This window comes from Spirochaetaceae bacterium (assembly GCA_009784515.1).
In the GTDB taxonomy this organism is placed as follows: Bacteria; Spirochaetota; Spirochaetia; order WRBN01; family WRBN01; genus WRBN01.
Window position 1 is genome coordinate 40,811 of sequence record WRBN01000001.1, and the last position, 25,495, is coordinate 66,305.

A 25,495-nucleotide genomic window follows, 5' to 3' on the forward strand; every position below is an offset into this window, starting at 1 on the left:
CCTAACTTTCAGTTTTCAGCTTTCAGTTTTCAACTATTTTATGGAAAAAATGGAAATAAAATTGGTAGTAAAACCGCACTAACCGTAAGACAAATAATAAACAAAGGTAAACCAACTTTTGTAAAATCGCTAAATTTATAACCGCCTACACCCACAATCATGACGTTGGGCGGGGTGGCAATAGGGGTGGTAAAGGCGCACGAAGCCCCCACTACCGTAGCGGCCATAAGAGCGCGCGGGTCGGCGCCCATTGTTTGGGCAACAGAAAGACTAATCGGCACCATTAAAGCCACACTAGCGGTGATAGACATAAATTGCGCCAGCCCGCCGGTAATAAGCAAAATAGCCGCCAGCAAAGCAAAAGGAGCCGCATTTTCGCCACCTAATAAGCTAATTACCGCAGTGGCAATGACTCTATCGGCCCCGCTGGCCTGCATAGCCGCCGCCAAGGCCAAAGTACCGCCAAACAAAAAAACCACTTTTAAATCGATGGCTTTATAGGCTTGCTTTTCGTTAATAACTTTGGTAAGCACCATCAATATAGCCCCAATGGTACTGGCTATATTGATAGCCAGCCCAATGTATTGGCCTATAATCATTAAAAAAACGGTAAAAAGCATAATAGCTAAAGCTAAATAACGTTTATAAGCCGGCACCGTGCTATAATCGGCTTGCCCGCTAAAAGCCCCATCGGTCGTGGCATGGTTAGGCAACAATTTATAACCAATGGTGGTAAAATAAATAATACCTAATGCTATCATTGGCAGCCCTATTTTAGTAAGCTCAAAAAACCCGAACCCACTGCCGGTGGCCGTTACTAAAGCGCTATGGGCTATCATATTACCCGGCGTAGCAATTAAAGAGGTATTAGAACCCAATGCTACGGCATAAACCATAGGGATTAATAACTTAGAGCGAGCAACTTTTTTTTTAGCCGCCACTCCCACCAAGATGGGGATAAGTATTGCCGCCGTACCGGTATTAGATAAAAACACCGATAACGAGGCGCCCAAAAGCATAACAACAACAATAAGCCCTTTTTCGCCTTTAATAAACTTTAATTTAGTAATAACCCCGCCAATTTGGCTGGCCATACCGGTTTCAAACAAGGCGCCGCCCACCACAAACATACCCACAAATAAAATAACCGGCGAGCTGACAAAGCCCGCAAAGGCTGCCGCCGGCGTAAGCACCCCTGTAACCACCAAACCTACGCAAACCAGCATTGCCGTTACCGCCAGCGGAATTTTCTCCAGCACAAACATAACTACGGCAAATAATAAAAAAAGTAAGGTGATGGTAACGGTACTCATATTATATCCTTCAGGTAAATTAAAAAGTAAAAATTAAGAATTAAAAGCTTTCCATGCTTACTTTTTAGTTCTTAATTCTTAATTAAAAGGGGTAGCCCATCGTTTTACGGGCATCAACTAATTTTTTAAGGGCTAACATATAAGCGCTTTCACGCAAAGTAACCTTTTTATCTTTATGCATAGCGTAAACTTCTTCAAAGGCTTTACACATAATGTATTCCAATTTGTCGTTTACTTCTTCGGCGCTCCAGTAAAATGATTGCAAGTTTTGTACCCATTCAAAATACGATACCGTTACCCCGCCGGCATTAGCCAGTACATCGGGCACCACTAAAATACCCCTATCGGCCAAAATTTTATCGGCTTCGGCGGTGGTAGGGCCGTTGGCTCCCTCAACAATATATTTAGCTTTAATATCATTTACATTGCCGATATTAATTTGATTTTCGAGAGCGCAAGGAACAAGCATATCGGTACTTAACAACAACAGCTCTTGATTGGTAATATGCTCTACTTTACGTTTATCATAATCTTTAATCAAATTACCTTTGGTGCTTAGGTAGTTTAGCACATCGGCCATATCCAGCCCTTTTTTGTGGTAAATGGCTCCCGAAACATCACTTACGGCAATAATATTAGCCCCCAGCTCGTGCAAAAGCTTAGCCCCAATGCTGCCCACATTGCCCATGCCTTGCACCACAACATCTAAGTTTTTGATAGGTATATTAAGTTTTTTAAGCAGCTCGCGGGCGGCAATCATCACGCCGTGCCCGGTGGCCTCGACCCGTCCCAGCGAGCCGCCAATATGCACCGGTTTACCGGTAGTTACTCCCGGCGCATTATAACCCTTTAATAAATTATAGGTGCTAACCAGCCAGCCCATAATTTGACCGTTGGTATTAACATCGGGGGCAGGAATATCGCGCTCGGGGCCAATAATAGGGGCTATCATTGCCGTAAACCCACGCGTTAAACGCTCCAGCTCGCCTAACGAAAGCTCGCTGGGTTCTACGGTAACCCCGCCTTTACCGCCGCCATAGGGTATACCCACAACGGCGCATTTAAAAGTCATCCATGCCGCTAAGGCTTTTACTTCGTTGTCATCGGTAGCGGGGTGAAAGCGAATACCGCCCTTAGCCGGCCCGCGTAAGGTGGAATGCTGCACGCGATAACCCTCAAAAACTTTAACCTTACCATTATCCATACGCACCGGGAACGATACTTTTAGCTCGCGCTCGGGATACATCGTAGTAATATAATCGCTCTCTTCCAGTTCAAGCTTTTCGGCCGCCGCTTTAATAGCAGCCAGCACATCATTGTAAGGGTTATACGCACTCATCTTCAACTTTCTCCTTGTATTTCAATAACTTAAACAAAGCTAAATACATTAGCTACATTTAGTTGCACACCTTAAAACCAAACGCATAAATAATGCAATAATTATGTATTTTGTTATGAACTTTAATTAGTTTAGCATACTATAGAGCTTTGTCAAGTTGAAAAATTTTTTTTTAATCGAAAACTGGGGACTAATAATTAAAAACTAAGAACTTCCAATGATTAATTCTTACTTTTTAATTATTAATTTTAAAGTGTAGTTTTATAGCTCCGAAAGTTGTGTACTAAGGAGATTAACTATGCCCAATCAATTAAATTACGCCGTAAAAATTATTATGCAAAACTATCCCACCTTTCCAGCCGGTAAAGAAAATGATGGCTACTTTTTAACCAGCCACATCTTTTTAGACCGCGCCTTAAGAGGCGACTGGAAAAGTTTAAAACACATTATTGATTACTTACTTAAAGATGAAGAGACTGCTAAAAAATTTGATAAAGCTTTAAAAATAGCCATGAACACTCATTTAAGGCCGGTAGAGGAACAAGATGGGTATTTAGCGTTAGCTTATACTTTATTAGAAGAAGCCTACAATAATAGGCATGGCAAAGCTTTAAGATTTTTGTTTGATTACTTAGCCAAAGAAGAAGCCGATGATGAGGGCGATAATGATGAGGACGAAATGAAGTTACCCCCGGTCAAAGTGAATAACAAAGCTAAACCCGCCCCAAGCTCTGCTAAAACTAAGCCGGAGGATAAGAACCATCATCAAGATAGGCCGGAGAGTAAAGATAAGCAGCCGGCCGAACCGGTGGCTGTAGATTTAGCCGGCGACATACGGCAGATGGTAAGCGAGATGCCTGATGATTTAAGAGAGTATTTAACGGAAACATTAGTAACGAAAACTTAAAAACTTTTATCTTCCAGTTATTAATTATTCCCTAGCCCTTGTGGCTAATAGCCATAAATGCTATACTGCTTTTATGTTAAAAGCCGGGTTAATGATAATATTGTTAGCATTTAGCTTACCCATAATTAATGGCCAAACCCTTACGCTTACTTTTGCCGGCGATATTATGGCCCACGATGTTAATATTTTTAGAGATAACGGCTATTACGTTTACAAAGCTATTACAAATATTTTACAGGCCAGCGATTTTAACTTCGCTAATTTTGAAACACCTATTTACGAGGCCGTTAGGCCGCAAACTTACCCTTTCTTTAATGTGCACAGAGAGTACGCCGAAAGGGCTATTAAGGCCGGTTTTAATGTTTTTAGTTTAGCTAATAACCATTCGTTAGACCATGGCCGGGCGGGGGTTTTAGCCACAATGACGGCTTGGCAGCAGCTGCACGAACAGCACCCGCAAATTGCTTATTCGGGCTTGCGCGGGGCTAACACCCCGTGGCAGGTAACTACTTTAAATAAAAATGGTATTAGGTTAGCTTTTATCGCTTTTACGCAGTTTATTAACTTGCCGCAAAGCGGCAGCAGCGAGGGGCAAGAGCATATCAATATCATCTCTCTTACTAGGGCCGATGAACGCGAACGTTTAATCACTGTCTTACAAGAGGCGCGCCACAACCACGATGTCGTTATTTTTTCGTATCATGGCGGCGAAGAATATGTGCGCACGATTGAAGAACGTAAAAATAATTTTTTTAAAGAGCTTATCGATAAAGCCGGTGTCGATATTATTTGGGGCCATCACCCGCATGTTTTGCAGCCCTACCAATACCATAACGGCAAGCTCATTATTAACAGCAGCGGTAACCTGATAAGCGGCCAAACGTGGGGCTTAACCAGCGGTAATTACACCCGCGAGTGGGCCTTTACCGGCGATAGCGCCCTTTACCAAGTATATATTGGTTTTGACCAAGGCGAGCTAACTTTAAGCGTTCGGCTTATCCCTATTAGTAACTACCGCCACCCGCAGCACGGTATGGTCATTATTTTATTAGACGAACCCAATAGTATTTTTACCGATATGAGTGAGGCTTGGCTTAATTATTTTATCCGCCGCCGCGAGCACCTTGATTATTTACTTAAAGCAACATCGTAACGCTAAAAGGTTGTTGCTAAATAGCCTTTAATTATTCATTTTAATAACAAGGGAGGAATGTTATGTTTTGTTTTCAGTGTCAAGAAACTATTAACAATAAAGGGTGCAGCGCTAAAATGGGGGCTTGCGGCAAACTTAACGAAGTAGCCGTAGCCCAAGACGACTTAATTTTAACCTTAAAAAAATTGGGGCAAGCCGCCTGTAGCCAACAACAGCAAAATAAAGACGTCCCCTTAACTATAGGTTATTTTATGGCAGAAGCTTTATTTGCTACCATTACCAATGCCAACTTTAATTTACAGGCTATTAATAACTATCATGCTAAAGCCCAGCAGCTTATTGCCCAATTTGGCGGTAATAACGATAACCATCTGGCCGGGGTGCTGGCCACCGGCGATGAAGATATTCGCAGTTGGCGCGAGCTAATGACTTATGGCCTAAAGGGAACTGCCGCTTACCTGCATCACGCCGCCGTACTAGGCTACGAAGAGGCCGAACTTTACAGCGCCTTCTACGAAAATTTAGCCAATTTATTAAACGATACGCTTACCATTAACGACTTAACCGCCGCCACCTTAGCCGTTGGCCGCTTAGCCGGTAAGGCAATGGCTTTACTGGATAAAGCTAATACCACCAGTTATGGCCAGCCGCAGCCTACACAGGTAAATATTGGGGTAGGCACCCGGCCGGCCATTTTGGTGAGCGGCCACGATTTAAAAGATTTAGAACAACTGCTTAGCCAAACCGAAAACGAAGGGCTGGATATTTACACCCACAGCGAAATGCTGCCGGCGCATTATTACCCTAAACTTAGTAGATATAAGCATTTAGTAGGTAATTACGGTAATGCGTGGTTTAAACAGCACGAAGAGTTTAACCAATTTAACGGCCCTGTTTTGTTTACCAGCAACTGTTTAGTACCGGCAGCCGTTAAAGGTAACGAAGCTAAAATTTTTACTACCGGAGCAGTCGGTTATCCGGGCTGCACGCATATTACTGCCGATAGCCGGGGTGAAAAAGATTTTAGCGCTCTCATTGCCTTAGCTAAAACTTTACCGCCGCCTACGCAAATTGAAAGCGGCTACATCATCGGCGGGTTTGCCCATAACCAAGTTATAGCGGTAGCCGATAAACTTGTCGCCGCCATTAAAGAAGGGGCCATTAAAAAATTTGTGGTGATGAGCGGCTGCGATGGCCGCCATAACAGCCGGGCTTATTACACCGATTTTGCCGCCGATTTACCTAAAGATGTGATTATTTTAACTTCCGGCTGTGCAAAATACCGTTATAATAAATTAAATTTAGGCGATATTAATGGCATTCCGCGTGTACTCGATGCCGGCCAATGCAACGATAGTTACAGCTGGTTAGTTGTGGCCCTTAAATTGCAGGAAGTTTTTAAAGTAAATAATATCAACGATTTACCTATCGTCTTTAATATTGCTTGGTACGAGCAAAAAGCCGTAGCGGTGCTGCTGGCTTTGCTGGCTAACGGGATTACAAATATCCATTTAGGGCCAACTTTACCGGCTTTTGTCAGCCCTAATGTGCTTAAACTTTTAGGAGATAATTTTAAAATTGGTACTATCTCTACCGCCGCAAACGATGTGAGTACTATGCTTAGTTAAATTAAACCGCTAATCCCTTGGGGCAATGCAGGGATTAGCCTAATTTAAGCGCTTAATTTGCAGCCCGGATATTGTTAAAAACGTAAATTTATTTTATAGTATCACTATGGAAATATTTTTTTTATTTTTTATCATTACAGGCTTCGTTATTGCCGTTTGGTTGTTACGGTTTATTTTTAATGTAACTTTTTGGTTAATTATTTTTCTTTGGCCGCTTATTATCGTTGTAGCTATTGTTGCGATAGTGGTAAGCTTGCTCTTTTTTACCTTTAGTATTTGGCCCATTATTTTAGCAGTGGTCATAATGGGCTTATTAGTAAGCAGCTCTAAAAAGAGACGATAATAAGGCTACTCCCTTAAGGTACCGTCAAGATTAATAATTTTGCGCTTTAGCTCTACCTTAAGGCCGGCGGCGGTAACGGCCTCTTGGGCTAAATACCATAACCCGCCGCAGCAAGGGACTTCCATCGTTAATACCGTTATGGCGGTAACACCTGCTTCGTTAATAAAAGCTACCAGCTTTTCAAGGTAACCTTCGCTGTCATCAAGTTTAGGGCAAGCAATAGCTAAAGTTTTATCTGCTAAAAACTTACTATGAAAGTTAGGATAAGCGAAAGGTACACAATCGGCAGCCAGCAGTAAATGGCTGCCTTTAAAGTGAGGGGCTAAAGGCGATACCAAATGCAGCTGGATAGGCCACTGTTTTAAATGGCTTACGCTAGTTTCGGCCGATTGAAGCTGGCTCACTTGCGGGACGGCGACAATTTTTTCCGTAAAGCCGGCAGGGATTGCCAACCCGTTATCCTTTAAATATTGAATACCTTCGTTGTAAAACTGTGTTTGTTTATGGTCTAGCAAATGAAGCAGGTGGGCTTTAATAACGGCCTCACCTTTGGTAACTAAGGTGGCCATTACTTTAGCCTCATTGTAAGGTTCGGCTTCGCGCCGCTCAATAGTTAAGGCATAAGTTGGGCAAGCGGCCAGACAAGCCCCTAAGCCATCACAAAGTAAATCGCCAATTAAGCGGGCTTTACCATCAATAATGGTTAAAGCCCCTTCGTGGCAGCTGCTGGCACAAAAACCGCAGCCGGTGCATAAATCTTCGTTAATAAGGATAATATCGCGTTTCATTTTTGCCTCGTACATGCTTATAGCCCTCATCACGAGGGCTTAAACAAGATGTATTAATAGTTAGTATCGCCTGCAAAACAGGACAACTTTTATAATTAACGCCACAACGAGCGGATAAACTGCTCGGCCCGAGTGCGGGCATTGCTGCTATAACCGTTACCGTTAGCAATTAACAAAACGGTAATAAGGGTTTCTTCATCAATTTCGGTGCGCGACATTAAAGCGTCAACGGCATCAATATATAAAATGGCGGTAAGGCTGCTTTGGTTGGTAGCCATATCGCGCCTGATGGCACTATTTAAAATACGTAAAGTTAAAATATCGTTGCTATGGCCGCCCATATTGGCTAACGCTACCATAGCGGTATTTTTAGCCTGCGAATCAGTCTCGGCATCTAAAGCGTTAAGGATAGCTTCGCGGGCTAAATCGCCGCCGGCCACACCTAATAAAGCTACGGCACGCATACGAATATCGGCATTAACCCGGCCGTCTATAGTACCAAAGGTACGGTTAAGGGTGCCGTCACCGGCCATAAAGGCCAATACCCTAATAACATCGTCATCTAGAGCAATTTCGCCGCTCTCAATCTCAAAGATTAAGCCCAAGCGCACAAGGCGGTCGGGGTTGGTAGCCAAAAGCATTAGGGCCCGCTCTTTCATAGTCATATTACTATTTACTTGGGCAATAGCCGTAAACGAAAAGCTAAACAAAAGCATTAGCGCTAATAGTTTTTTCATATTATCTCCACTATATCTTAAAATAATTTATAATTGGGCTCAAAAGTATAGCTTAATTATAGTTTATCTTAAACAAAAAGTCAAAGGCTAATTAGCTTATCGGCAGATAATAGGTGAGAGTTAAGAACTGAGAACTGAAAGCTTTTTAATTCTCACTTTTCACCTATCAACTGCGGCCCGCCGTTTTTTGTACTGGTCATTAACTAAAATTTATGCTATACCTTATTAATGAGTAAAAATAACCCGCAAAAAATTTTCTTTTTAATTTTATTTAGCTTATTATTTTTAGTGGTATTACGTATTTTTTCACCCTATGTATCGGCTTTATTGTGGGCCGGTATGTTTTATTTAATGATTAGCCCTATCTACAACAAAATTATTAATAAGCCTTTTAATTTTAAACACCCTTTTTTTAAGCTTAACTTTTGGCAAAAAATTAAGCTTAAGCAACGGTTTTTTGCTTTACTCTTTACCTTTGCTTCGCTCTTTATTGTTTTTATTCCGCTGGCCGTATTGGTGGTTGAGTTTTCGCGGCAAATGATAGAGCAAATAAATAATTTAATTTATTTTATCGAAGGCGACCCGCGTTTCGCCAGCTTTGACGAGCTGGAGCTTTGGCTGGCCTCGTTTAACTTACCTTTTGATATTAGCCGCCTCGATATTAGGGGTTTTATCTTATCGTTTTTGAATAATATCCCCAGCCATATCTCTAACTCGGTATTGGCGGTAGGCAGCGGCTTAGGCGGGTTTTTATTGGGGTTTTTATTTATGATGGTAAGCCTTTATTTTTACTTGTCCGAAGGGCCAAATTTATTAAATTTATTAATTAGGGCCATACCGATAGAACGCAGTTACTCGCAAATTTTTATTAACCGTTTTGCCGAAGCCGGTAAAGCCATTTTGCTGGGGTTTTTTATCACGGCGCTTGGGCAAGCTATCGTGGCTTATATTATTTTTTCGGTCGCCGGGATTAGGGCTACGTTAGTTTTAAGCGCTTTAGTTTTTGTTATTAGTTTTATCCCTATGCTGGGGGCTACCGCCGTTTGGGTGCCTTTGGCCATTTTGCAGCTTATACAAACCGGCAATATTTTAGGATTTTTAATTTTTTCGGGCAGCTGCGCTTTATTTATTAGCAGTATCGATATGTTTTATAAACCGTGGGTATTAGGCAACCGTGTTAATATTCACCCTTTACTCATTTTATTTTCGCTGCTGGGTGGTATCCAGCTGTTTGGCCTTAATGGTATCGTGCTGGGGCCAATGCTGCTCACCCTGTTTTTTGCCAGCCTTGAGATATTTTTAAAAGAAAACCCCTATAACGAAGATAATAACCTTTTACCGGGACCTTCTATTAACCCAGATAAGGAGCAGCTATGAAAGCAGGGCGTGAAAGAGTAATAAGTTTTAACTTTTTAATAAGAGATAGTTTAGGCAACGAGCTGGAGAGCAGTGATGGCAGCCCCAGCAGTTATATACAAGGGATAGGAGCCGCCCTACCGGCTATCGAGCAGGCGTTAGACGGCCAAGAGGCCGGCTTTAAAACCGAGCTTAAACTTAGCGCCGCCGAAGCTTTTGGCGACTACAACGAAGATTATATTATAACTGTGCCCCTTAGCGAGTTTGAAAGCGAAGATATAGCGGTAGGTATGGAGTTTACTGCCGATGAAGATAGTGATGAAGATTTAATCTGGCGTATCAGTAAAATTACCGACAGTGAGGTTACCTTAGATGCCAACCACCCTTATGCCGGTAAAGCCCTTAATTTTTTTATCGAGCTCACAGAGGTACGCGAAGCGACCGCCGAGGAAATTGAACAAGGCGCCGTTATTAATTAAAAATAAATAATTAAATTACAGGGAGGAAAATTTTATGTCAATTACTGTAAGCGAGCATATTAAAGCTGTTACCGTTGGTGAAGGAGTAAGGCGCAAAATTTTAAGTTATAACAACGATATGATGTTGGTAGAGGTAAGTTTTGAGGCCGGCTCTATTGGGGCTATCCATAGCCACCCGCATAAACAAATAGCTTATGTGGTAAGCGGTCAATTTGAGTTTACCTTAAATGACGACGTTACCCTTATTAGCAAAGGTGATAGTTATTTGGTAGAACCCAACCAGCCGCATGGCGTAAAGGCTTTAACGGCCGGTGTTTTAGTTGATTTTTTTACGCCTGCCCGCGAAGATTTTTTAGCCTAACCTGCATCTTTGCCCTATTAAAAAGCCTTGCTTAATGCAAGGCTTTTGATTTATGATGGCCAAAACTGTTTAGCCTAATAACTGTAAAACACTTTGAGCCTGAGCATTAGCCTGAGCAAGCATAGCAACGGCAGCTTGGCCTAATACTTGGTTGGTAGCAAGTCTTACCGATTCGCTGGCCATATCTAAGTCGCGGATACGGCTTTCGCTGGCTTGAAGGTTTTCGGCCCCAATATCAATGCTTCTAATAGCCATTTCCATACGGTTTTGGTAAGCACCTAAATCGGCGCGTTGCTTATTCACTTTGTTTAAAGCAAGGTCTAGGATACCAATAGCCGAGTTAGCTTGATCGGGTGTTTCTACCGTTAAAATTTGGCTGGTGCCAATATCGCTTAAGCCTAAGGCTTCGGCGGTCATAGTGCCAATATAAATGCGGGTACGTTGGTCCATATTGGCGCCAATGTGCAGCCACATACTGGCGGCCGGAATGTTCATACCGCTGTCGGTAGAAAAATCACCGGTAAGCATATTCATGCCGTTAAATTGAGCGTGATTAGCAATGCGGTCTACTTCGGCTACCAACTGGCTAATTTCTACCTGAATCATGATACGGTCTTCGGCGCTGTTAATACCGTTAGCGGCCTGTACGGCTAGCTCGCGCATACGTTGCAGGGCATCGGTAGTGGCTTGTAAAAAACCTTCGGTGGTTTGGATAAACGAAACACCATCGGCAGCGTTACGCGAAGCTTGGGTTAAACCCCTAATTTGAGCGCGCATTTTTTCCGAAATAGCTAGTCCGGCAGCATCGTCGCCGGCGCGGGTAATACGCAGGCCGCTGGCCATACGGTTCATGGTATGGGTAAGGTTGCCTTGATTAACTTTAGAGTTGCGGTTAGCCGACATAGCGCTTAAGTTGTGGTTAATAATCATTTGTTAAAGATCCTCCGTGAAAAATAACTTGTGTGATGACTGGTTGTGTAAACTTCCCTGTCTACCTGTCTTATTTTTCGGATAATTTTAAAATAACCTTAATAATTTTTTATCTTTGTTTTTACTAAAAAATCTTTTATTCTTTTTTTTCTTGACAAGCTTTATCTATTGCGATATATATTAATTTATTCTAATATACTAATGCAACAAGGAGCGGTTATGTTAAAAAATAAAACTAGAAGGGGTAGAGCCTAAAAAGACGATAAACTAAATATGGAAGAAAACGCAAAAAAGCTGGCCGATATGCTTAAAATTTTGGCCAATGAAAACCGTTTACTTATTCTTTGCGCCCTGATAGAGGGCGCAAAGACGGTAAGCCAAATTGGTGATTATGTACCTAAAATTTCGCAAAGCGCTTTGTCGCAACATCTTAATTTACTTAAAGTCGCCGGTATCCTTGGCTCGCAAAAAGAGGGACTTAATGTAACTTATTCGCTGGCCGATTTACGCGTAACGGAGGTTATTGGTGTTTTAAAGCAATATTATTGTCCTAGCGAACAGTAATTATTTTTAAATAAGAAAAAATAAAAAAGCGAAATTGAAAAAACCATTGTTTTAGGCTATAATAAAGAATGACCATTTTTGAACGTATATTAAGCGGCGAAATACCGGCCACCAAAGTTTATGAAGACGAGAACGTTATAGCCATCAACGATATTAACCCGCAAGCTGCCATGCATATTTTAGTAATACCTAAACAAAAAGCCAAATGGCTGCCCGATTTAGCCACTTGGAGCGATGAAGACATTGGCCGCTGCTTTAAAAGTGCCGCTTTAGCGGCTAAACAGCTGGGACTAGAAGCGTTAGGCTACCGTGTAATTATTAATAGCGGTGAAGGCGGCGGCCAAACGGTAGATTATTTGCACATGCATATTTTAGCGGGTAATTTAAAAGAATTTGGCTAAAATAATAAGATTTGCCAACTGGTGCATAAAAAAACGCAAGCAAATTTTTGTTGTACAACTACTTATAGGCTTAATAATTTTTTGGATACGCGATTTAAGATTTGTACTAGATACCTCTTTAGAGGTAAGCGAAGACAGCATTGCTCTCTATTATAGAGTATTTGCCGAAGCCGGGCTAGGCGGAGTAGGAGCTTTTGCTTTATTTTTATTAGCATTATATTTTATACTTAGATTGCCTTTTATTTTTTCTGTCTTAATTAAAAAAGAAGAAGGACGTAAAATAAGTATTTTAGAATATATATACGCGTACGCTTGGGTTTTTATGGCACTCATAACGGGTGTAGGCACCGTAATTTCCTTTATCATGGCGCCGATTGCTTTTGTTATGTGTTCGGCCTTTCGTGAGTTAGGTGAAGCTAAAAAAACACCGCTGACTACCGACAAACGGTAGATTATTTGCATGTACACCTGCTGGCCAGCAGCCAAATTGAAAAATAAAAAAATACTTCTTTCAATTTTTACTTTTTAATTTTCAATTAATGGGCCGTATCCCCACCCAAGTGTTAATGGTTCTGGAGCCGCGCTGGTTGGCCTGCCAGCCGTCCCATTTTTCAAGGTTAATTAAATGTGCCCGGGTAGGTATATCAAAGAGTGGGATTAAGGCTTGGTCTTGCACAATAAGTATTTCTTCGGCTAATCTTGCTAAGGCCATATATTCTTCTAAGGTAGAGGCAAAGCCGGCCAGCTCTAATAAGTTATCAAAGTTAAGGTTACTATAACCAAAGATATTAAAATGACTATGGTAGCCCGACAAAAAAAGTAATGGGTCTGGAATATGAAAGGAATAATTAGCTATAAGAAGGTGGCCATTGTTGATTTGTTCTTCTAGGTATTGATAAGGTGATATATCAATAATGTTTACATCAATGCTCAATTCATTGCGCCAGCTTTCGGCCAGGGTATCGCCAATCGGCGGCACGCCGCCGGCATTTAACCTCATTAAGGTAAGGGTTAGCCCTTCACCGCCGGCAAAGCCGGCTTCGGCCAATAGCTCTCTGGCTAAAATAGGGTCAAAGAGATTTGCCGTTGCCCAAGTCCCTAAGTGCTGATAGCCGGGTATTGCCAGAGGCACAATTCCCTGCACAATAGGCCGAGAGCCATGTAATATATGGCTTAAATTGTTACGGTTAATGGCTAAAGCTAAGGCTTGCCGTAAACGTACATCACTTAACGGCCCATGATGGTTAATGGCTACAAAATAGGTATTTAAAACGGGGGCAATCTGTGTGTGGCGGTTAGCAAAGGCTTGGGCCGAAATGGTGCGCGGTATATGCGGCCCTGTTGCTACCCAATCGGCTCTGCCTGTATAAAAGGCATTAAAAAGGCTATAGTTGGTATCGGCAGGGTTATCGGGGATAGAAAGGACTATTAAACGGTCTATAAAGACATTCTCCCTATCCCAATAATGGGGGTTGGCCAGCATAACCATTTGGTTACCCCTTTGGCTTTGCAAGATAAAAGGGCCGCTGCTCACCTGTTTAGCAGGAAGCGCCCAGCTATCGCCGTGCTGCTGAATAACGTGCATAGGCAAGATAAAAAGGAAAGGAAGTATATCTTCTATAAAAAACTGGGGAGATTTAAAATTAACACGAAAGGTTAAATCGTTAAGAATTTCAAAGCTTAAAATGTTATTAAAGATAATAGTGGTATAACTATCCGTTGTTATTGGCTGTAAAAAATTAGCGATAATAGCTTGCATATTGATGGGCCGGCCATCACTAAAGGTGATGTTGGGGCGCAGGTTAAAGGTTACAGCCGTGTTATCTTCATTAATTTGCCAGCTTTTAGCTATGGCAGGAACAATGTTACCCGCCGTATCAAAACGGGCTAACCCTTCGTATAGGGCCATATCGCCCTGTAAATTAAAGACAAAAGGACCTGCATCGGCCACCACAAAGGTAACTATGTTAGAGTTATTATTGCAGGACAAAACCACAAATAATAAAGTGAATAATAAAACTATTTTTTTCATATTTTCCCCCATTGTTAAACAAACTATATGAACTTATTAGTGAATATCTTAGTTTACTTTATGAAGATAGGGTTGTCAAGAGAGTTTAATCACTTTATAATACATTTATCACTGAAATATCAATAAATAAAGTTGAGCGGTTACACCCTAAAGGGTTGGGGTATTAGACCCGCGCCTACGGCAATAAAGAAACAAGCTGTACATCTTGTTTCCTTATTTACACCTACTGACTAGCACCCAAATGGAAAAATACTCCCTTTAATTTTCACTTTTCAATTTTTTACCCAGTCTCTTCTAAATAAACCCATAACTATACTATCGTGATACCGGCCCTCACGGTAAAGTTCCTCTTTGAGCACCCCTTCTTCTTTAAAGCCTAATTTTTTATATAAAGCTATGCCGGCCTCATTAAAGCTAAAAACAAACAATTTTATTTTACGTATGTTTAACTCATTAAAGATAAAACGAATAAGCAAGCTTAAGGCCTCGTAGCCATAACCTAGTCTTTGATAAGGTTTACCTAAAAAAATGCCAATATTGGCAATGCGGGCAATTTCGTCAAATTTTTGAACGCTGCAACCGCCCATATAAACATCATCTTCATTACGCACAATGGCAAAATCGAAGGTAGGGCCGCTCTTTTTCATCGCCTCCCCTACAAAATCTTTTTCTTCTTGCAGACTAGTAGGGAAAGTTGGTAATACCCTTGCTGTGCGTATGCTGCTGTAATCGTTAATGAGCTTATAAGCCGGCTGGGTATCTTCTTCTTTGTAGGCGCGCAGGTAAAGCCTTTCACCTTGTAGGGGGTTGGTAAATTTATCCATAGTAAATCTCCTTTAAAATTGATAAAAGCATTATAACATAATAATAACTAAAAAACTAGTAGCTACCGTAATTATTTATTAATAATTTAACTCTATAAAGGCTACACATGGCCTTGTCAAAATGCTTAGCATTAAGTTATAGTATCTAGCTATGGCTTATGTAAAACAGATATTTGACAAAAACTTTTTAGAGTACGCAAGTTACGTTATTAAAGATAGAGCAATCCCCGATATAGAAGACGGCCTTAAACCGGTGCAACGCCGTATTTTATACACCCTTTACCGCATGGACGACGGCACCATGCACAAGGTGGCGGCGGCGGTGGGGCAAACCATGTTTTTGCACCCGCACGGCGATGCCAGTATTAATGAAGCCCTAGTAAATTTAGCTAATAAAGATATTTTCATGCAAAAGCAGGGCAACTTTGGGAACATTGCCACCGGCGACCCGGCGGCGGCAGCGCGTTACATTGAGTGCGCCTTGTTACCCTTTGCTAAAAATTTGTTCTTTAAGGACGAAATTACCGAGTTTGTGCCCAGTTACGATGGCAAAATGAAAGAGCCGGTAACGCTGCCGGTAAAAATTCCGCTGGTATTAATGATTGGCGCAGAGGGTATTGCCGTAGGCATGAGCACCAAAATTTTGCCCCATAACTTTATTGAGGTGCTTAAAGCGGTGCGCTGTGCCTTAAAAGGTGAAGAGTTTACCCTTTACCCCGATTTTCCGCTGGGCGGACTGGTCGACCCAGCGGGCTATAACGATGGGCTGGGCAAGGTGATTGTGCGGGCCAAGCTGGATTTAAGTGATAATAAACGCATTGTAATCCGCGAGCTGCCCTTTGGCGTTACCGTAGAGACAATGATTAAAAGCATTGAAGAGGCCGCTAAAAAGAACAAAATTAAAATAGCCGGCATTGGCGACTTTACCGCCGAAAATGTCGAAATTGCCATCGATTTACCGCGCGGCGTTTATGCCGCCGATGTGGAAGAGGCCCTGTACGCCTTTACTCACTGCGAGGTAAGTATAAGTGTAAATTGTTTAGTAATTAAAGATAGAAAGCCCGAAGTGATTCCGGTAAGTAACATTATTCATTACCACGCCGAAAGGCTGGTAAGCCTGTTAAAGCTGGAGCTGGAGCTGGAGAAAAGCGAACTGCTGGCTAAAGTACGTAACCGTACGCTGGACCGCATTTTTATAGAAGAGCGCATTTATAAACAGATAGAGGAACAGAAAAGCGCTGCCGCCATCGAAAAGGCGATAGTAGCCGGCTTTGAGCCTTATGTGGGCAAAGAGTTTGAGGGCGAACTTAGCAAAGAAGATATTGACAGGCTTTTGCAAATTCCTATCCGCCGGATTAGTTTATTTGATATTGAAAAAAACCGTAAAGAACTCACCGCTATGTTAAAGCGAGTGAAAGAGATAGACAAGCTGTTAGCTAACCTCACCGCTTATGCGAGTGATTACTTAACTAACCTGATTGAAGAACATAAAGAAAGTTTCCCGCGCCGTGCCGGCATAGCCAGTTTTAAAAAGGTTGATGTGCGTGAGGCTGCCCAACGCAATTTAAAGCTGCGTTTTGATAAAGAAAGCGGTTACTTAGGTTACAATGTGAGCGGCGGCGAACTGATTGCGGAGGTATCCAGCTACGACCGTGTGCTCGTTATGCGTGCCGATACCAGTTACCAAGTACTTGAGGTGCCGGAAAAAAGTTTTGTGGGGAAAGACCCTATTACCATCACTTTAGCCGACAAAGAAGAATTAGAAAAAACCATTTATAACATTGTTTATAAAAATGATGAAACCGGCTTCCCCTACATAAAACGTTTTAAAATAACGACTTACTTAACCGGCAAAATTTATACGCATATCTTGCCGGAAGGTTGCAGCCTGCTGGCCTTTGGCAAAGGCAACGATTTAGTCATTATCCCGCAATTTGCCCAAAAACAACTCCTCAAAGAAGAAAAGTACGCCGTAAAAGATTATTTGGTTAAAGGCGTAACGGCCGGCGGAGTAAGGCTTAAGGCGAAAGAGGCGGTGGGCGCTAAATTTATTAATGGATAAAATAAAAATATCATTAACTGGCGCTAAGCGCCAATTTAATTAAAAAAATGTCTCACCTCTAATTTTTATTCCTTAATTTTTGCCTTCCTAAAAGTTATATATTTATTAAAGGTAAACTGCCCGGCGACTACCGCACCCATCGTTAAAAACTGCACTGCGTTGGTGTTAAAACTTAGCAAGGTAACAAAAATAAACAGGGATAAAGCCCTTATCCCTATCCCCGCCCACGAGGTAAGGTAGTAACTTAAAGCCCGCAGGCCAAGCCTATTGGTAGCCTTAAAGTTAATAAAGGCATTTAAAATAAAGTTACTGATAAAACCCAAATGAGCCGCTATAATTTGGGCAATTTGCATATTTATATTTAAAATGTTGTATAAAATAACAAAACCGGCATAATCTATAATAAGGCCGCTTATACCAATCATAATATATAAAATTAATGAGCGGTATCTTTGGTATAATAAATTATTTTTAATATTTATCATAATAATGCCAAATAAAACAATTTGGTAAAACTCAATATTTACAACTGAATAATCATATTATTAATTTAAGTTAATAATATAACCAATACGTAAATTAATAAATTCGCCAATAAAACGCTCGATAGAGAATATTCCTTCTACTCCTTCTACTTCGATGAAGGCATCACCTGTAGTTGCTAAACCAATACGGTTACGCAGGCCAACTATAAGAGTACCGGAACCCACAGACGACACCACGCCAAACTCTACTACGCCTGCAATGTCTATGAAGTTTTGCGTGGTGTCTTCGGCACGTAAAATACTTACGCCGACATTGGGACCAAAGCTAATATAAAAACTAGATGGTAAAGTGAAAAAAGCCAGTAAATCTATACCTATGCTGGTAATATTAAATTGATAATCCAATTCTCGTTCCCAGCTGCCGCCATTTACTCTAAAACGATTATTCGTTACATATACAGAGTAAAATTGGTTAAAAGTGAGGCCTGTTTGCACAGCAAAAAAATGATTAAAATACATATTTAAAAAAAGTTCACCACCGGCAGAAAAGCCCACATCTTCGCGCTCAAAATCAATATCTCCGAAGTAGCTATGAAAGCTTCCTTCCGTTAAATGCACACTTGTACCGGCGCCGCCTAATTTAACGCCAATACTAATTTGCTCAGCATAAATATTTGTGCCTAACAAAACAATCATCATTAATAAAGCTGCTTTTTTCATAGTGTTTACTCCTTTAAAAAGAATAGTGTTCTATTATAAAACGACTAAGCCAATTTGTCAACCCTTTTATTTGTATTATAACACTATCAATTATGCAACTATAAGCTGTTTATCCTCTTCTTAACGCTTCTAATGGCTTTAACCTGCTTGCCTCACGCGCAGCCAAATAAGCTGCCAGCAAACAATTACTTAAAGCTATGCTAATAATAATAATTACATCGCCGGCCATTATTTGCGTAGGTATACCGTTAAGGTAAAAACCATCGCCGCTTAGCAAAGCTACCCCAGTACGGCCGGCCATAAAGAGCAGCCGGTTTATCACCGTTTCGATAAGGTGTAAAATAAAATTTACATTATAACTAACCAAAAGGCCGGCTATAAGGCCAAAAATTACCGCCACTAAACCAATAAATAATCCTTGCAGAATAAAAATGGTTTTAATTTGATGAGCATTAAGCCCAAGAGCACGCAAGATGGCAATTTGCTCGGCCTTTTCCTCTATTTCACGCCGCCGTAACTGAAAGATGTTAACGGCCACCACTACAAAAATTAAACTTAACAATAAAAACATTACATTTTTTTCCAGCCGCAAGGCAGCAAAAAAGGCTCGGTTGTATTCACGCCAACTTTCGGCCTCATAACCCTGCGCAATAAGGCTGGCCACTAAAGGCCTGTCACGGTAGGGATTTATTATTTTTAAGCGGTAATAAATTTCGTTAACGGCTATAAAGTTAGCCAAACCTTCTTCTAGGCTGATAAAAGCCAACGTACTGTCGTAGGCAAAAAAATTACTCTGAAAGATACCTACTACCGTAAGCGGCTGCTCGTGGGCTGTAAGACTGCCGGCAGGGAGTGTTAATAAATAAACATCATCGTTAAGGCCAACCCCTAAACTAAAGGCCAGTTCGCTGCCTAAAAGGATAGTCCCCTCTTGCGTGGGGAAGTAACCTGCTGTTATATTTAACCTGTTAAAAAATTCGGTATCATCAAAAATTTCTTGACTATTAGCTTTAACACTCACAATTTGATGGTCGTTAAAGCTCGACCTGATAAGGGTTTGCAGCTCGGCTTCCGCCACCACCGAACGTACGGCCGGTAGAGCCCTAAGCTCGTTAAGCTGCTCATTACTCAAAAAACCCCTACTACGTATCACAATGTGCGAGCTGCCAATCTCCAGCATGGCGCTAATAAAACCTTGCTGAAGGCCGTTCATCACCGCTAAAGTGGCGATGAGGCTCATAATACCGATGGCCATACCGATAATAGCCAAACAGCTGCCGGCTTTATCTTTTTGTTTGTATTTAGGCTTAAAATACCGCAGGGCGATAAATAAGAGCGGCTTATTCAACAATTAATTCCTCACTTATTAAAATATCATCAACATAAAACACTCGTAACACCGCTCGGCCATCAATGTAAAATAATTCGCTGCGGGTATTACCGGCAAAGCTGATGAGCTGCCTAAGTTCGTTATCAAGGTAAAAACGGCGCTCCACAATCATATCGTCTTGCCATAAATTATGAAACAGCCTATTTTGGCCGTCTGCCTCTATTTCTTCTATAATTAATTGTTCTAAATCGTTATAACTAAAATTACGTCTTTCGGTTACTTCACCGTCAAGGCTCATTATTTCACTAATAACTAAATTACCGTTAAAAATTTGCTCGCGGCTGTGCTGGCCGGCAAAATAAGAAACAAGGCCGATAAGCTGCCTTTCGGCATTATAACGATAGTTTTGCCGCACCATAAGCCGGCCGTTCTCGTAAAAATTATCTGCCACTAATAAGCCGCTATTTAAGATTAACCGGCTAAAATTATCTTGACTGCTTGTTAAAATTTCATTATTCCCATACATTATTACCGCAGACGAGATACTTTGCCAAAGAGCGCCGTTATGGCGGTAATTAAAACGTGCGCTGCTAAGTTGCCCATCTTGGTAGCTATCTTGCTGCATTAACTGCCCGGCTTCATTAAAAGTATTAGTGATACGCAGCCACAACCGGCCATCGCGGTAAATTTCTTCGCTTACCCGTTGTAAGCTACCATTATAAACGTTTACTTGCCGCGTTTGCGCCGCTAGAACGAGAGGAAATACTCCTATAAAAAATAATAAAGATACGGTTTTAAATAGCATTATTCAAGAATGGATTGCCACGCCGCCTAAAGCCGGCCGGCAATGACAAAGAATAACTCCTTTCTTTAATTTTCACCTTTCAATTTTCAACTATTCTAATAAGTTACTTAAAAAAACTTCTTTATTAAAAGGGGTAATATCGGTTATTTTTTCGCCGCTGGTTACAAAATAAACCGGTAAAGCCAGCTCTTTACCAATAGCCACCAAGTTACCGCCTTTAGCGCTGCTATCGTACTTAGTTAAAATGATACCCGATAGCTGTAAAGCCTCGTTAAATATTTCGGCCTGCCTTAAGGCATTTTGGCCGGTGGTGCTATCTATCACCAATATTTTTTTGTAATTTTCCGGCTTAATACGGCCGGTGATAATTTTATCAATCTTTTTAAGTTCGTTAACGAGCTCGGCTTTATTATGCATACGGCCGGCAGTATCGGCCAAAATAAGCTCATCTTTACGGGCAAGAGCGCTGCTAATGGCATCGTAAATAACGGCGCCGGGGTCGCCGCCGCTTTCGCTTTTAACCACTTTAAAGCCTTGCCGCTCGCCGTGCAAAGCCAGCTGCTGGCTGGCCGCCGCCCTAAAAGTATCGCCTGCCGCCGCCGTTAGGCCGCCGGCTAATTTGTTATCGATAAAATATCTAGCCAGTTTAGCAATGGTGCTGGTTTTGCCCACGCCATTTACCCCAAGCAATAAAAAGAGGTTAAGCTGCCCTTTTTCTAGCGTTAGCTGGCCTGCCGTTAAGTAGCCACCTAAAGCAGTCTTAATTAAAGTAACGGCTTCATCGCTGGTTTTGGGGCGTTTTTTTTCTAGTTCTTCGCTTAAAGTATAAGCCAGCACGGGGCCTAAATCGGCCTCGATAAGGGTGTCTTCAAGGTTATCGTAAAAGCTATCATCTATGCCTTTGCTAAATAATTGTTTTAATTTGCTGCCTAAGCTCATGAGTTAAGTGTATACTAAAAAGAGGGTAAAGTAAAGGGAGCGATATAAACATTAAAAGAGATAGGTAATTCTTAGAGCCATTAAAAAAACACCTCTCGATTTATAGTCAGAAATTTCATATTGCAGAGGAGAATTCAACCTTGAATAAAATAACCTAATACCCCCAAATTCTAGACCAATAGAGACGTTATTGACAGGATGCACATATTTAAAACCTACTCGCCAATTACCATAAATTATAGGCAAAGTGTGCAGATTAATTTTGTCAGAGATATTGCTCCCAATACCTAAGCTATAAGTAGTGTAAAGTGCAAAATAGGTGGCTTTAATATGAAATGGTAAGCTCACCCCTCCGCCAAGTTCTATTCCTGCTAGGTCTGTAAAGTATTCTAAATTTTCATTGTTATACTGAAATGTTTCTATTAAATGCGCGTAGTTAAAACCTATTAATGCATAGATAAATCTATTCCCTAGCGAAAAGCTGCCATTAACATTGAACGATCTTTTATTAAAAGTTATACCGGGCGCAATCGATATGTTTTTATTAAAATTTAAATGAACAACTCCTACAGGCTCAATGGGATGGGCAGACCTAAATAAAAGCATTTTATGAACGAGTTTTTTACAAAATTATCTATTTGCTTAATAATTGCCGGAGTATTTATTGTTGCGGTAGTGATAAAAAGAAATTCTGAGCCCATTTGCTGTAAGGTGTTCATATCAAAAACATGTACACTTAAAAATGAATACCCAGTATCTAAAGTTATTAAAGTTCCTCTTATTATCCATTCAGCATTATAAACATTTCCAATGTTTATGGTTTTTTCCATACTTGCCCAAATATTACCGTCATTCTGAGCAATGTACTCTTCTATAGTTTCTTGAAGTACGGTTCTATCTACAGGAATAAATTCATTGCTGTTAGCTAAACCACCATAAAATAAAGAAGTAAGTATTTCGGCATGTTCTGAATTACCTGAGGAAAATGGGACAACTAAAACTACAGGAACCCTTCTTTGCTTAGCCGTTAAATCTGCTGACTGGCTATTCTGGCGGGCAAAAAGCTCATGGCAAACAAATAAGATTAATACACATAATAATGCTTTTATCATATCATTAACTATTGCTCCTGCCGGTCTTTTGAGTTATTTTTTTGCAATTTGCGAATTATTAATGGGCTAATAGTACTAATAACAACTGCCGATAAAACTCCGACAATTAATTGTAAAGTATATTCCCTAACCCATTCAATAAACCCTGCAACTCTTCAGCGCGGGCGGGGTTGACTATATATATCCACTACTATCTGCCTTACTAAGCCATCTAATTGGTTAATAGTTTGCTGGCTTTCAATAACTTCTATAGCTATATCTCTTGCGGCTATAATTTGTTGTGTAATAGCCTGCGTTATAGTTATGGTTAAAAGGATATTATCCCCAAACCGTCGCAACTCTCCTCGCACTATCCACTCAACTTGTAATTGTCTAGCCCAATCAAAAGTCTGTTCTTCAATAGCTCTGCTTATAGCATTACGATCTAGCACAGTAAAGGCACTGCTATTATGCATACGCGTAAAAAATAAAGCCATCAAAGTTTCAGCCTCCACAGGGCTAATACCAGAAATAACATTAAATGGGGTTACGGCAATTACGGGGCGTTGTAATTGCTGCGCAAAAACAACCCCACAATTTAAAGACAAAAATACTAATAGCACAAACATAAACAATAATTTTTTCATACCTACCCATTTCCATCAATGTCAACACTTATACTTATTAGGTATAACATATAAAATTCATTCAGTAAAGGTATTTCATACTTAAAAAATCATAAAACACCTTATAATGCTTAAAGCACTTATTAGGATTTATAAGTCTACAGATAGATAAGTTTTATATCATTGTGGATGGTAGCTGAGTAGCTTAATCAAATGTTTATTAAAAAAACCTACTAATAGCTACCTAGCAGGAATATCACCAAAATCGGGGTAATCCCACCAACTACTAAAGGTGTTTCTTATAGTTGTTCTATTGGTTAAGCCTTGTATATTTTGCACCGGTAAAGAGTTGCCGCCTATATATAAATTTGCCAGCTGCGTAAGCGTACTTATATTTAGGCTGGTTAAGGGATTATTGGCTACATTAAGGCCGGTTAAATTAACATTGTTACTTACATCAAAGGTAGTTATTTGGTTATCGGCTATATTAAGGCTGGTTAAGCCGGTAAGGTTCGTTATGTTAAGAGCAGTTAATTGGTTGCTACCGGCGCTAACTATGGTTAAAGCGGTGTTGCTGGTTATATTAAGGCTCGTTAGTTGGTTAAAACTTACTCCAAGCCTCGTTAAACGGGTATTTCGGCTTATATCTAAAGTGGTTAACTGATTATTAGATAACCAAAGACCGGTTAAATTGGTGTTTCGCCGTACATCAATAGCGGCTAATTGGTTGCTGCCGGCAAAAAGCGTCGTTAAATTGGTATTTCTTCCTAAATCAATAGCCGTTAGTAAGTTATTGCTTATGCCAAGCGCGGCTAAACGCGTAAGCCGGCGTACATCTAGGCCGGTAAGTTGGTTGTTGCCTATATTAAGTTCGATTAAATTAGTAAGCCTGCTTACATCAATATTTGTTAATTGATTATAAAAAGCCATAAGATGAGTTAAGTTAGTAAGATGGTTAATATTAAGGCCGGTTAATTGATTACGGCCCACATTAAGCCAAGTTAAATTAGTTAAATTACTAAGGTCAAGGCTGGTTAGCCCCGTTCCATGCAGGTTAAGTCTTGTTAGTTTAGTTAGGTGATTAACGCTAAGGTTGGGCAGCCGGTTATTGCTTACATCAAAGTTGGTTAAATTGGTAAGGTTAGCAATATCAAGGTGAGTTAGCTGATTATTTTGCGCCTCAAAACTAGTTAAGTTGTTAAGATGGCCTATATCAAGGCTAGTAAGCCGGTTCCAGCCTACATCAAGCCAAGTTAAATTAATAAGATTACCTAAGTTTAGGCCGGTTAGTTGGTTTCTGCCGGCGTTAAGTTCGGTTAAATTAACAAGATTACCTATGTTAATATTAGCTAACTGATTATTACTTATATTAAGCACATCTAAACCGGTAATGCCATTTATATTAAGGTTACTTAGCTGGTTTCTGTCTAGCCTAAGCCAAGTTAAACCGGTATTGCCATTAGCATTAAAGCTGGTTAACCGGTTATTGCTTAAATTAAGCCAAGTTAAGCTACTTTGGGTACTCATAGTAAAAGTGGTTAGCTGGTTGCCATCTAAACGCAAACCGGTTATGCCGCTTAAATATTCAATGCCATTAGCATTGGTAATATTGCTATTATGAGCCTCAAAATCACCCCTAATATTGGCTAGGGCATTACTTAAAGCTTGCCCGGTTAAGCCGGCATTGGTGCCTAACCTTGCCGCTACAATATTACGCAAATTGACATCGGGAAATAAATTGCTAAGGGTAGCGCCGGCCGCTACCGGTGCGCCCTGACCATAGGCGCCGGCTAAAGTAATGAGCAATAATATAAGCGTTAAAACTTTTTTCATTTTTTGTCTCTTTTATACCGGCACTTTAGCATAGGCGTAGTTTAAAATCAAGTTACTTCTTAGGCGGCCGCATTGAGATAACTATCCATTTATAGGTAGCTTACTCAATCCCCTTCACCGGCGAAGGGAATTGGCAGACTATTTTTACTTTTGGCACCTATAGCCGGATAGGTACCCACATTGAGCTGCCCTTGTTTTAAAGAAAAATTTAGAGTAAAGTGGCATAACCATTTGTTTTTTGCTTATAGTCATTTCTGGCCTAGCTATACCTGTAAGACGGTTGCACGACATTAATAAACCGGGCTGGCATTTGCTGGCGCTACTTATTTTTGCAGTTGGCCCCATTAAATTGCTAATGGGGCTATATAAAGATGGTGATATAGGCGATAACCGCTTTGGCCCCGACCCATCAATGCCAACGATAAAAATACAAACTTAACGCTGTAATC

Annotated in this window: 28 protein-coding genes; 12 read left to right on the top strand and 16 right to left on the bottom strand. The window is 40.8% G+C overall.

What is annotated here, in order from left to right; genetic code table 11:
• Positions 1 to 38: 38 nt before the first annotated feature.
• Together FWE37_00255 and FWE37_00260 are read right to left on the bottom strand one after the other, a co-directional pair.
• A complete protein-coding gene (locus FWE37_00255) occupies positions 39 to 1,313 on the bottom strand; it encodes an SLC13 family permease (GenBank protein MCL2519421.1) in 1,275 nt (424 codons plus the stop codon).
• A gap of 82 nt (positions 1,314 to 1,395) precedes the next feature.
• Positions 1,396 to 2,652 carry a Glu/Leu/Phe/Val dehydrogenase gene (locus FWE37_00260; protein MCL2519422.1) on the bottom strand — a complete coding sequence of 419 codons (1,257 nt, stop codon included), beginning with the start codon at positions 2,650 to 2,652 and terminating at the stop codon, positions 1,396 to 1,398.
• A 298-nt stretch (positions 2,653 to 2,950) separates the two neighbouring features.
• Here FWE37_00260 and FWE37_00265 point away from each other — a divergent pair, with 298 nt between their 5' ends.
• The 4 genes from FWE37_00265 to FWE37_00280 all read left to right on the top strand — a co-directional run bounded on the left by FWE37_00265 (position 2,951) and on the right by FWE37_00280 (position 6,683).
• Positions 2,951 to 3,559, top strand: coding sequence for a hypothetical protein (locus FWE37_00265; protein ID MCL2519423.1), 609 nt, complete (start codon positions 2,951 to 2,953; stop codon positions 3,557 to 3,559).
• Between the two features lie 73 nt (positions 3,560 to 3,632).
• A complete protein-coding gene (locus tag FWE37_00270) occupies positions 3,633 to 4,712 on the top strand; it encodes a CapA family protein (GenBank protein MCL2519424.1) in 1,080 nt (359 codons plus the stop codon).
• A 62-nt stretch (positions 4,713 to 4,774) separates the two neighbouring features.
• Positions 4,775 to 6,340 carry a hydroxylamine reductase gene (gene hcp, locus FWE37_00275; protein MCL2519425.1) on the top strand — a complete coding sequence of 522 codons (1,566 nt, stop codon included), beginning with the start codon at positions 4,775 to 4,777 and terminating at the stop codon, positions 6,338 to 6,340.
• A gap of 106 nt (positions 6,341 to 6,446) precedes the next feature.
• A complete protein-coding gene (locus FWE37_00280) occupies positions 6,447 to 6,683 on the top strand; it encodes a hypothetical protein (GenBank protein MCL2519426.1) in 237 nt (78 codons plus the stop codon).
• Positions 6,684 to 6,688: 5 nt separating this feature from the next.
• On the opposite strand, the gene FWE37_00285 is transcribed toward FWE37_00280, so the two are convergent.
• Positions 6,689 to 7,486: a 4Fe-4S binding protein gene (locus FWE37_00285; protein MCL2519427.1), complete on the bottom strand. Its 798-nt coding sequence runs from the start codon at positions 7,484 to 7,486 to the stop codon at positions 6,689 to 6,691.
• Positions 7,487 to 7,566: 80 nt separating this feature from the next.
• A complete protein-coding gene (locus FWE37_00290) occupies positions 7,567 to 8,208 on the bottom strand; it encodes a hypothetical protein (protein MCL2519428.1) in 642 nt (213 codons plus the stop codon).
• A gap of 228 nt (positions 8,209 to 8,436) precedes the next feature.
• Between FWE37_00290 and FWE37_00295 the strand changes: the two genes are divergently transcribed.
• Genes FWE37_00295 through FWE37_00305 form a run of 3 tightly spaced genes read left to right on the top strand, consistent with a single transcriptional unit; the run spans position 8,437 to position 10,404 of the window.
• Positions 8,437 to 9,585 carry an AI-2E family transporter gene (locus FWE37_00295; protein ID MCL2519429.1) on the top strand — a complete coding sequence of 383 codons (1,149 nt, stop codon included), beginning with the start codon at positions 8,437 to 8,439 and terminating at the stop codon, positions 9,583 to 9,585.
• Complete coding sequence (locus FWE37_00300; GenBank protein ID MCL2519430.1) at positions 9,582 to 10,043, top strand: peptidylprolyl isomerase; 462 nt, start codon at positions 9,582 to 9,584, stop codon at positions 10,041 to 10,043. Before FWE37_00295 ends, FWE37_00300 begins: the two co-directional genes overlap by 4 nt.
• A 34-nt stretch (positions 10,044 to 10,077) precedes the next feature.
• The gene (locus tag FWE37_00305) at positions 10,078 to 10,404 is read left to right on the top strand and encodes a cupin domain-containing protein (protein MCL2519431.1); all 327 of its coding nucleotides are present in this window, start codon (positions 10,078 to 10,080) and stop codon (positions 10,402 to 10,404) included.
• A 69-nt stretch (positions 10,405 to 10,473) separates the two neighbouring features.
• Here the strand turns inward: FWE37_00305 and FWE37_00310 are convergent, their stop codons facing one another.
• Positions 10,474 to 11,334, bottom strand: a complete 861-nt coding sequence (locus FWE37_00310; GenBank protein MCL2519432.1) for a flagellin — start codon at positions 11,332 to 11,334, stop codon at positions 10,474 to 10,476.
• Positions 11,335 to 11,607: 273 nt separating this feature from the next.
• Between FWE37_00310 and FWE37_00315 the strand changes: the two genes are divergently transcribed.
• From FWE37_00315 to FWE37_00325, 3 genes are all read left to right on the top strand, one after another.
• Entirely contained in the window at positions 11,608 to 11,898 is a 291-nt protein-coding gene (locus tag FWE37_00315) for a metalloregulator ArsR/SmtB family transcription factor (protein MCL2519433.1), read from the top strand.
• A 68-nt stretch (positions 11,899 to 11,966) separates the two neighbouring features.
• Positions 11,967 to 12,299, top strand: coding sequence for a histidine triad nucleotide-binding protein (locus FWE37_00320; GenBank protein ID MCL2519434.1), 333 nt, complete (start codon positions 11,967 to 11,969; stop codon positions 12,297 to 12,299).
• Positions 12,292 to 12,750 carry a hypothetical protein gene (locus FWE37_00325; protein ID MCL2519435.1) on the top strand — a complete coding sequence of 153 codons (459 nt, stop codon included), beginning with the start codon at positions 12,292 to 12,294 and terminating at the stop codon, positions 12,748 to 12,750. The genes FWE37_00320 and FWE37_00325 overlap by 8 nt, the downstream gene beginning before the upstream one ends.
• Before the next feature lie 81 nt (positions 12,751 to 12,831).
• Here the strand turns inward: FWE37_00325 and FWE37_00330 are convergent, their stop codons facing one another.
• Complete coding sequence (locus FWE37_00330) at positions 12,832 to 14,331, bottom strand: ABC transporter substrate-binding protein (protein MCL2519436.1); 1,500 nt, start codon at positions 14,329 to 14,331, stop codon at positions 12,832 to 12,834.
• A gap of 272 nt (positions 14,332 to 14,603) precedes the next feature.
• Positions 14,604 to 15,155, bottom strand: a complete 552-nt coding sequence (locus FWE37_00335) for a GNAT family N-acetyltransferase (protein ID MCL2519437.1) — start codon at positions 15,153 to 15,155, stop codon at positions 14,604 to 14,606.
• Positions 15,156 to 15,306: 151 nt separating this feature from the next.
• Between FWE37_00335 and FWE37_00340 the strand changes: the two genes are divergently transcribed.
• Positions 15,307 to 17,217 carry a DNA topoisomerase IV subunit A gene (locus FWE37_00340; protein MCL2519438.1) on the top strand — a complete coding sequence of 637 codons (1,911 nt, stop codon included), beginning with the start codon at positions 15,307 to 15,309 and terminating at the stop codon, positions 17,215 to 17,217.
• 65 nt (positions 17,218 to 17,282) lie between these two features.
• Here FWE37_00340 and FWE37_00345 read toward each other — a convergent pair whose 3' ends face one another.
• The 9 genes from FWE37_00345 to FWE37_00385 all read right to left on the bottom strand — a co-directional run bounded on the left by FWE37_00345 (position 17,283) and on the right by FWE37_00385 (position 25,046).
• On the bottom strand, positions 17,283 to 17,702 hold the full coding sequence (locus tag FWE37_00345; GenBank protein ID MCL2519439.1) for a GtrA family protein: 420 nt from the start codon (positions 17,700 to 17,702) through the stop codon (positions 17,283 to 17,285).
• Positions 17,703 to 17,762: 60 nt separating this feature from the next.
• Positions 17,763 to 18,422, bottom strand: coding sequence for a hypothetical protein (locus FWE37_00350; protein MCL2519440.1), 660 nt, complete (start codon positions 18,420 to 18,422; stop codon positions 17,763 to 17,765).
• A 109-nt stretch (positions 18,423 to 18,531) separates the two neighbouring features.
• Positions 18,532 to 19,770 carry an ABC transporter permease gene (locus FWE37_00355; protein MCL2519441.1) on the bottom strand — a complete coding sequence of 413 codons (1,239 nt, stop codon included), beginning with the start codon at positions 19,768 to 19,770 and terminating at the stop codon, positions 18,532 to 18,534.
• A complete protein-coding gene (locus FWE37_00360; GenBank protein ID MCL2519442.1) occupies positions 19,763 to 20,557 on the bottom strand; it encodes a hypothetical protein in 795 nt (264 codons plus the stop codon). The genes FWE37_00355 and FWE37_00360 overlap by 8 nt, the downstream gene beginning before the upstream one ends.
• A 90-nt stretch (positions 20,558 to 20,647) precedes the next feature.
• Positions 20,648 to 21,496 (bottom strand): signal recognition particle-docking protein FtsY, encoded by an 849-nt coding sequence (ftsY, locus tag FWE37_00365; GenBank protein ID MCL2519443.1) that lies wholly within the window; start codon positions 21,494 to 21,496, stop codon positions 20,648 to 20,650.
• A 51-nt stretch (positions 21,497 to 21,547) separates the two neighbouring features.
• On the bottom strand, positions 21,548 to 22,102 hold the full coding sequence (locus FWE37_00370) for a hypothetical protein (GenBank protein ID MCL2519444.1): 555 nt from the start codon (positions 22,100 to 22,102) through the stop codon (positions 21,548 to 21,550).
• Entirely contained in the window at positions 22,063 to 22,608 is a 546-nt protein-coding gene (locus tag FWE37_00375) for a hypothetical protein (protein ID MCL2519445.1), read from the bottom strand. Before FWE37_00375 ends, FWE37_00370 begins: the two co-directional genes overlap by 40 nt.
• A gap of 155 nt (positions 22,609 to 22,763) precedes the next feature.
• Entirely contained in the window at positions 22,764 to 23,234 is a 471-nt protein-coding gene (locus tag FWE37_00380; GenBank protein ID MCL2519446.1) for a hypothetical protein, read from the bottom strand.
• 219 nt (positions 23,235 to 23,453) lie between these two features.
• Positions 23,454 to 25,046 (bottom strand): hypothetical protein, encoded by a 1,593-nt coding sequence (locus FWE37_00385; GenBank protein ID MCL2519447.1) that lies wholly within the window; start codon positions 25,044 to 25,046, stop codon positions 23,454 to 23,456.
• 238 nt (positions 25,047 to 25,284) lie between these two features.
• Between FWE37_00385 and FWE37_00390 the strand changes: the two genes are divergently transcribed.
• The gene (locus FWE37_00390) at positions 25,285 to 25,485 is read left to right on the top strand and encodes a DUF805 domain-containing protein (protein MCL2519448.1); all 201 of its coding nucleotides are present in this window, start codon (positions 25,285 to 25,287) and stop codon (positions 25,483 to 25,485) included.
• Positions 25,486 to 25,495 lie beyond the last annotated feature (10 nt).